Here is an 8186-nt window from a genome sequence, read left to right as displayed (position 1 = left end):
TTCCTCCAAGACCTTCCGCGACGATATCTACGACAAGTACAAGGCCAACCGGCCGGAATTGCCGGAGGATCTGCGGCCGCAGTTCCCGCTGACCCGCGAGGCGACAAGGGCCTTCGGCGTCGCCTCGCTCGAGATGGAGAACTACGAGGCCGACGACATCATCGCCACCCTTGCCCGGCAGGCCCGGGAGGCCGGCGGCGAGGTCACCATCATCTCGTCGGACAAGGACCTGATGCAGCTCGTCGGCGGCGGGGTCGAGATGTTCGACGCGATGAAGCTGAAGCGGATCGGCGTCGCGGAGGTCGAGGAGAAGTTCGGCGTCACGCCCGACCGCGTGGTGGACGTCCAGGCGCTCGCCGGCGATTCGGTCGACAACGTGCCGGGCGCGCCGGGGATCGGGATCAAGACGGCGGCGCTTCTCATCAACGAATACGGCGATCTGGAGACGCTCCTGGCCCGGGCGGAGGAGATCGCGCAGCCGAAGCGGCGCGCGGCGCTGGTCGAGAATGCCGACCTCATCCGCATCTCGAAGCGGCTGGTGACACTCGACGACCACACGCCGGTCCCATGGACGCTGGACGAGCTTGCGGTGAAGCGGCCCGAGGCCGCGCCGCTGATGGAGTTCCTGTCGAAGATGGAGTTCCGCACGCTGACGAAGCGGGTGGCGGAGGCGCTGAAGGTCGAGGCGCCGGTGATCGCCGAGATGCCCGCCGCGCCCGCCGCCCCGGCGGCGGACGACACGGCGGCGCCGGTCGCGGCGGAACAGCCGCCCTTCGACCACGCGGCCTATGAATGCATCCGCGAGCGCGCGGCACTCGACCGCTGGATCGCGCTCATCCGCGAACGCGGCTACGTCGCCGTCGATACCGAGACGACGAGCCTCGACGAGATGCGGGCCGAGCTTGTCGGCATCTCGCTGTCGGTCGTGCCGGGGCGGGCCTGCTACATTCCCGTCGGGCACCGTGTCGGGGGCGGCGACCTCTTCGGCTCCGAGGCGCCCGCGCCGGGGCAGTTGCCGATGTCGGAAGTTCTGGCCGCGCTGAAACCGGTCCTTGAGGACGACGCGATCCTCAAGATCGGCCAGAACATGAAATACGACTGGAAGATATTCGCCCGCCAGGGCATCCGCGCGGCACCCATCGACGACACGATGCTGATGTCCTACGCGATGTATTCGGGCCAGCACAATCACGGCATGGACGCGCTTTCCATACGCTACCTCGGCCATCAGCCCATCGCGATCAAGACACTCCTCGGCTCGGGCAAGGGCCAGATCACCTTCGACCGGGTGGCGATCGACGACGCCGTAAGATATGCGGCCGAGGACGCTGACGTGACGCTGAGGCTCTGGCAGGCGTTCAAGCCGAACCTGCACCGCGTCCAGGTGACGACCGTCTACGAGACGCTGGAACGCCCGCTCGTTCCCGTGCTGGCCGAGATGGAGATGGCGGGCATCCGGGTCGACGGCCAGGTGCTGAGCCGCATGTCGAATGCCTTCGCGCAGAAGATGGCCGGACTCGAGGCCGAGATCCAGGAGATCGCCGGCGAGCCCTTCAACGTCGGCTCCCCGAAGCAGCTGGGCGAAATCCTCTTTGACCGGATGGGGGTCGAGGGGGGCGAGAAGGGCAAGACCGGGGCCTATGCGACGGGCGCCGATGTGCTAGAGGACATCGCGACGCTCGAGGACGTGAACCCGAAGGCCGCGCGGCTGGCCGCGACGGTGCTCGACTGGCGGCAGATCTCGAAGCTGAAGTCGACCTACACGGACGCGCTTCAGCAGGCGATCAACCCCGAGACGGGGCGGGTGCACACCTCCTACTCCATCGCCGGGGCGAATACCGGGCGGCTCGCCTCGACCGATCCGAACCTGCAGAACATCCCGGTCAGGACGGAAGAGGGCCGCCGCATCCGCGAGGCCTTCGTGGCGGGGCCGGGGTTGCGGCTCGTCAGTCTCGACTACAGCCAGATCGAGCTCAGGATCCTCGCCCATGTCGCCGACATTCCCGAGCTGAAGCAGGCTTTCCGCGAGGGGATCGACATCCATGCGCTGACGGCCTCCGAGATGTTCGGCGTGCCGCTTTCCGAGATGACGCCCGAGGTTCGCCGCCGCGCGAAGGCGATCAACTTCGGGGTGATCTACGGAATTTCGGGCTTCGGCCTCGCGCGGAACCTGCGCATCCCGCGGGCCGAGGCGCAGGGTTTCATCGACCGCTACTTCGAACGCTTCCCGGGCATCAAGACCTATATGGACGCGACCGTGGCCTTCGCCCGGGAGAAGGGCTTCGTACAGACGCTCTTCGGGCGGAAGATCCATACGCCCGAGATCAACGCCAAGGGTCCGACGGCCGGCTTCGCGCGGCGGGCCGCGATCAACGCACCGATCCAGGGGGCGGCGGCCGACATCATCCGGCGGGCGATGATCCGCATGCCGGAGGCGACCCGCGACCTGCCGGCGAAGATGCTCCTGCAGGTCCATGACGAACTGCTGTTCGAGGTCGAGTCAGGGGCGGCCGACCGGCTGATCGCCGTGGCGCGCGAGGTGATGGAGGGGGCCGCGCATCCGGCGGTGCAACTCGATGTGCCGCTGGTCGTCGATGCGGGGCAGGGCACGAACTGGGCCGAGGCGCACTGAGACGGCGGCGCGCGGGGGCGGATCGTTCCCAACCCCGGCGGCACGGCCTCCGCTGCCGATCATCGCTTCCCCGCCGAATCGGCTACCGGTCCGATCCGGGAGCGGATAATCGCTTCGGGCAAAGGCCCAGGGGGGAGGTCACGCATGATCCACGCCTACGAACTCAGCGCCGGGCGCCTGACAGCGGTGGGTGCGGACGCGGCCGGGGTCCTGTGGTGGGACCTCGTCCACCCGTCGCGGGAGGAGGAGAAGGCGCTCGAGGACCGGCTTGGCCTCGAACTGCCGACGAAGGACGAGATGCACGAGATCGAGATTTCGTCGCGGCTCTACTCCGAGGACGGCGGCCATTTCATGACCGCGCTCATCCCCGCGAATACCGACGGCGACGATCCGGTGATGGCTCCGATCACCTTCATCCTTGTCGGCCACCGGCTCGTTACCATCCGCTACACAGAGCCCAGGGCCTTCACGGCCTTTCCGCAACGCGCCGAGAAGAGCGCTCTGGGACTGGGCGATGGCGAAACGGTGCTGCTCGGGCTGTTCGAGGCCATCGTGGACCGGCTGGCAGATGTCCTTGAACGTGCGGGACGCGAGATCGACGCGATCTCGCGCGCGGTCTTCGGCAAGGGTGGCGAGGCGGCGCGCAAGAACTCCACGTACAAGACCACGCTCGAGGCGATCGGGCGCAAGGGCGATCTGACGTCGAACATCCGTGACAGCCTTGCCACGATGGAGAGGATACTGGCCTTCCTCGGGCCGAAGCTCACACCGGCCGAGAAGCCGGTGCGCGACCAGCTCAAGGCGCTGGTCGCGGACGTGCGTTCGCTTTCCGATCACTCCGAGTTCATGGCGCAGAAGATCATCTTCCTGCTCGACGCCACGCTCGGCCTGATCAACATCGAGCAGAACGCCATCATCAAGATATTCTCCGTGGCCGCCGTCGTGTTCCTGCCGCCGACGCTCGTCGCGTCGATCTACGGGATGAACTTCGCGTTCATGCCCGAACTCGGGTGGAAGTTCGGCTATCCCTTCGCGGTCTTCCTCATGGTTCTTTCGGCAGTCCTGCCGTTCATGTACTTCAAGCGCCGCGGCTGGTTGTGAGGCCCGCCGCGGCGGCGGTGACCAGGGCGCCGGCAGGCGCGAGGGCTTGACGACAGGTCCATGGCAACCAAACTGGGATGCGGGAGACGGGCTATGCCGCACGACCATCGACACCATGGCCATGAGCCGCACGAGCATTCCGGGCGCGGCGAGCGCGGGCTGGGTCTTGCCGTCGCGATAAACGTCGCCCTCACCGTGGCGCAGGTCGTCGGCGGGATCGTCTCGGGCTCTGTCGCGCTGATCGCCGACGCGGTCCACAACCTGTCGGACGCGGTCGCTCTGATCATCGCCTTCGCCGCGCGGCGGATCGCGCGGCGGCCGGCGGATGGCGCGATGTCCTTCGGCTACGCGCGCGCCGAGGTGGTGGCAGCGCTGATCAACTATACCGTGCTCGTGGTGATCTCGCTCTGGCTCGCCTCCGAGGCGTCGATGCGGCTCGTCGACCCGCCGGAGGTGGCGGGCGGCATCGTCATGGCGCTGGCGGGGCTGGCGCTGGTGATCGACCTCGGCACCGCGCTCCTGACCTGGCGGCTCGCGCGGGAAAGCACGAATATCCGCGCCGCCTTCCTCCACAACCTCGCCGATGCCGGATCGTCGGTCGCGGTGCTTCTGGGGGGCGTGCTCATCTGGCTTTTCGGCTGGCGCTGGGCGGATCCGGCGATCACGCTCCTCATCTCGGGCTGGATTCTCTGGCATGCGCTGTCCGAGATCGGGCCGGTGATCCGCATTCTCATGCTCGGCGCCCCGCCGGAGGCCGCGGCGGAGGCGGTGCGCCGGACGATCGAGACCGAAGCGGGCGTGGAGGGTGTCCATCATCTCCACGTCTGGCAGGTGGACGAACGCCGCGCCTCGGTCGAGGCACATCTGGTCCTCGCCGAAGGCGCGGACGGCGTGGAGGCGGTGCGACGGGTTAAGGCGCGCATCGCGGAGGCCTTCGGCATCCACCACGCGACCTTCGAAACCGAGACGCGCGCCTCCGGCTGCTCCGGAACAGGGTGCCGGATCGGGCAAGGCTGAGCCGGCGAGCCACGCTCGCGGGCGGCGATCCGGCTTCCCCTGCGCCGTGCCCCGCGCTATGAACGGGCCCGACCCCGGAGGCCCGACAATGCACACCCTGACCCGCCGCACCGCCCTTGTCCTTCTCGCCGCGTTCCCGGCCGCCTGTGCCCGGCGCGAGGATATGCCCGCGGCCGCCGCGGGGTCTGCCGAGGTCAACCGGCTCATCAGCCGCTACGCGCGCGCCTACGACGTGCCGGAATCGCTCGTCCACCGCGTGGTCCGGCGCGAGAGCGGCTACAACCCGGCGGCACGGAACGGCCCCTATTACGGGCTCATGCAGATCCTGCCGCAGACGGCCGCGACCATGGGCCATCGCGGCGCGCCCGACGAATTGCTGGATGCCGACACGAACCTCCGCTACGGCGTGAAATACCTTCGCGGGGCCTGGCTGGTGGCGCGCCGCAATCCCGACCGGGCCATGATGTGGTATGCGAAGGGATACTACTACGAGGCCAAGCGGATGGGGCTTCTGGAGGAAACCGGGCTGAGGGCCTGACGGCCCGGCGCCCCCTCGCACCTTCAGACCGGGATGGCCGTCGTCTGCCGCACGGTCCTGAGCGCGAAGGAGGAATGCATCTGCGCCACGCCGGGCAGCCGGGCGAGGTGCTGGCGGTGGATGCGGGCGAAATCCTCTGTGTCTTCCGCCACGACCTTCAGAAGGTAGTCCGCCGTCCCGGCCATGAGGTGACATTCGAGGATGTCGGGCACCCGCGCGACCGCCCTCTCGAAGGCGTCGAGCAGTTCATCGGCTTGGCCCGAAAGCGTGATCTCGACGAAGACCGTGGTCGGCCGGCCGAGCTTGCGGGCGTTCAGGAGCGCCACGAACCCGGCGATGTAGCCCTCTGCCTCCAGCCGCTGCACCCGCCGGTGACAGGCCGAGGGCGACAGGTTCACCCGTTCGGCCAGCTCGGCGTTTGTCACTCGACCTTCCTTCTGCAACACCGCGAGGATGCGCCGGTCCGTCGCGTCGATCTCCATGCTTGCGCAATCTCCTTCGAAGAAATGTCGCTTCTGTCGAAGAAATAGCGCACGCCCCCTGCGTATCGCCAGCCAAATCTGAAACCAATTTCGTGCTTCATCGCAGATAATGGCGCACATTTTTTCGGGAGGACCCCATGAAGATCGGATGCCCCAGGGAGATCAAGCCGCAGGAGTTCCGCGTCGGCATGACCCCGGCCGCCGCGCAGGAAGCGGTGGCCAATGGCCACGACGTCTACATCGAGACCAATGCCGGCGCCGGCGCCGGCTTCACCGACGCGGATTACACCGCGGTCGGCGCGAAGATCCTCGGCACCGCGAAGGAGGTCTTCGCGAAAGCCGACATGATCGTGAAGGTGAAGGAACCGCAGGCGGTGGAGCGCAAGATGCTGCGCGAAGGCCAGGTCCTGTTCACCTACCTGCACCTCGCGCCCGACCCGGAGCAGACGAAGGACCTGCTGGCCTCGGGCGCGACCTGCATCGCCTATGAGACGGTGACCGACCGGATGGGCGGGCTGCCGCTTCTGGCGCCGATGTCCGAGGTCGCCGGACGGCTCGCGCCGCAGGTCGGTGCCTGGACGCTCCAGAAGGCCAACGGCGGGCGCGGCGTGCTCCTCGGCGGCGTGCCGGGCGTGGCGCCGGCAAAGGTGATGGTCATCGGCGGCGGCGTCGTCGGCACCCACGCCGCCAAGATCGCCGCCGGCATGGGCGCCGACGTGACCGTGCTCGACCGTTCGATCCCGCGCCTGCGCTACCTCGACGATGTCTTCGGTGGCAGCTTCAAGACCTCCTACGCCTCGGCCGGCAACACGATCGAACTGGCCCGCCAGGCCGACATGATCATCGGCGCGGTGCTCATTCCCGGCGCGGCGGCGCCGAAGCTGATCTCGAAGGCCCAACTGAAGGAACTGAAGCCCGGCGCGGCGCTGGTCGATGTCGCCATCGACCAGGGCGGCTGCTTCGAGACCAGCCGCGCGACGACGCACCAGGACCCGATCTACGAGGTCGACGGGATCATGCACTACTGCGTGGCGAACATGCCCGGCGCGGTGGCACGGACCTCGACCATCGCGCTCGGAAACGCGACCATGCCCTTCATGATCGCGCTCGCCAACAAGGGATGGAAGCAGGCCTGCGCCGACGACCCCCATCTTCTGAACGGGCTCAACGTCCACGCCGGCAAGCTGACCTATGCCGCCGTGGGCGAGGCGCTGGGGATCGCGTCGATCCCGGCGGCGGACGCGCTGAAGCACTGAACACATCGGAAACTACGGCGGGCGCGCGGATATCCGCGCGGCCGTTCTCTTTCGGCGTGGTGGCCGGGTGTTGGGTTCAGGCCCGGCACTCCGGATGCTCGATGAGGTCGCGCGGATCGTCGCAGCCCGAACCGCCCGGCACCCGCGGCTTGCGCCGCTTGTCGATGACCGAACCATCATCGCCGACCCAGATGCCGGGAAGGCCATTGCCCGAGGCGAAGGCCGGGGCGGCGGCGGGCAGCGCGATCATGGCCGCGACTGCGATCGTCAGAAGCTTCGTCATGCTTTTCCTCCCATGTCAAAAAGCACGACCAGCGTAATCTTCCGCGACGTTCCGGCCCATTGACCAAGGTCCCGCATGCTCGCGGCCCTGTCCGAGACCGAAGTCCGCGCAGGAAACCGACCTTCGTCCTTGCCGTCCGCCCGCCGACACGACACGGGACCCCGGCCCCCTCCATGAAGCCGGGCGGCGAAACAAGGGACCGCGGCCGAAAGCAAAAGGCCCGCCGCGCGGCGGGCCTTTCCGGTGGCGTTGCGGATGATCTACTTCTTCAGCGCGTCGCGTATCTGCATCAGCACGTCGAGCTCGGTCGGGCCGGCCGGGGCGGGGGCCGCCTCTTCCTTCTTCATCGCCGCATCCTTCACGCGGTTCACCATTTTCACCAGAAGGAAGACGACGAAGGCGATGATGAGGAAGTTGATCACGGCGGTGATGAAGGAGCCGTAGGCGAAGACCGGCGCGCCGGCGTCGCGCGCCGCAGCGAGCGAGGCGAACTCGCCGTCACCGAGGTTCACGAAGAGGTTCGAGAAGTCGATCCCCCCGGTAACCACGCCGATGATCGGGTTGATGAGATCGGCCACGAGCGATGTCACGATCGCCGTGAACGCGGCGCCGATGATGATGCCCACGGCCATGTCCATGACATTGCCCTTGGCGATGAAATCCTTGAACTCTTTGATCATTTCAGTGTCCCCACTTTACTGAACCGCGGGCTCCGCTTAGATGGGCCCGCTGCGGTGTCAGGTTATCACGACATTTCATCGCGGTTGTGCCTTTTCTCCGCGACTCGCGGGATTAGCTCATAGGGGTGTTACCGCTGCCGCACAGGGGGAAAGTTTGCTGAAGCAGATCACATTTCCGGTCATGGCCAAATGGCCGC

General features: G+C 67.4%; 8 protein-coding genes. 5 read left to right on the top strand and 3 right to left on the bottom strand.

The annotated features are described in order from the left end of the window. The 4 genes from polA to ACMUOO_RS15510 form a co-directional block, all read left to right on the top strand. Window positions 1-2632, top strand: a 2632-nt coding sequence (polA, locus tag ACMUOO_RS15525) for a DNA polymerase I (RefSeq protein WP_413855695.1), incomplete at its 5' end; no start/stop codon positions are given. Between the two features lie 144 nt (window positions 2633-2776). After that, window positions 2777-3733 (top strand): magnesium/cobalt transporter CorA, encoded by a 957-nt coding sequence (corA, locus tag ACMUOO_RS15520; protein ID WP_301917896.1) that lies wholly within the window; start codon window positions 2777-2779, stop codon window positions 3731-3733. Window positions 3734-3826: 93 nt separating this feature from the next. Continuing rightward, the gene (locus ACMUOO_RS15515; protein WP_301917895.1) at window positions 3827-4750 is read left to right on the top strand and encodes a cation diffusion facilitator family transporter; all 924 of its coding nucleotides are present in this window, start codon (window positions 3827-3829) and stop codon (window positions 4748-4750) included. An 88-nt stretch (window positions 4751-4838) separates the two neighbouring features. Beyond that, window positions 4839-5288, top strand: coding sequence for a transglycosylase SLT domain-containing protein (locus tag ACMUOO_RS15510; RefSeq protein ID WP_301917894.1), 450 nt, complete (start codon window positions 4839-4841; stop codon window positions 5286-5288). Window positions 5289-5311: 23 nt separating this feature from the next. Here the strand turns inward: ACMUOO_RS15510 and ACMUOO_RS15505 are convergent, their stop codons facing one another. Next, window positions 5312-5770, bottom strand: coding sequence for an Lrp/AsnC family transcriptional regulator (locus ACMUOO_RS15505; protein WP_301917893.1), 459 nt, complete (start codon window positions 5768-5770; stop codon window positions 5312-5314). Window positions 5771-5907: 137 nt separating this feature from the next. Here ACMUOO_RS15505 and ald point away from each other — a divergent pair, with 137 nt between their 5' ends. Beyond that, window positions 5908-7026, top strand: coding sequence for an alanine dehydrogenase (gene ald, locus ACMUOO_RS15500; protein ID WP_301917892.1), 1119 nt, complete (start codon window positions 5908-5910; stop codon window positions 7024-7026). A 76-nt stretch (window positions 7027-7102) separates the two neighbouring features. Here the strand turns inward: ald and ACMUOO_RS15495 are convergent, their stop codons facing one another. After that, on the bottom strand, window positions 7103-7309 hold the full coding sequence (locus tag ACMUOO_RS15495) for a hypothetical protein (protein WP_301917891.1): 207 nt from the start codon (window positions 7307-7309) through the stop codon (window positions 7103-7105). 260 nt (window positions 7310-7569) lie between these two features. Continuing rightward, window positions 7570-7989, bottom strand: coding sequence for a large conductance mechanosensitive channel protein MscL (gene mscL / locus ACMUOO_RS15490; protein WP_301917890.1), 420 nt, complete (start codon window positions 7987-7989; stop codon window positions 7570-7572). Window positions 7990-8186: the final 197 nt, after the last annotated feature.

It is taken from the genome of Albidovulum sp., assembly GCF_041919395.1.
GTDB lineage: Bacteria > Pseudomonadota > Alphaproteobacteria > Rhodobacterales > Rhodobacteraceae > Albidovulum.
Note: the sequence above shows the minus strand (reverse complement) of the source record. Positions and strands in the feature narration are given on the sequence as shown.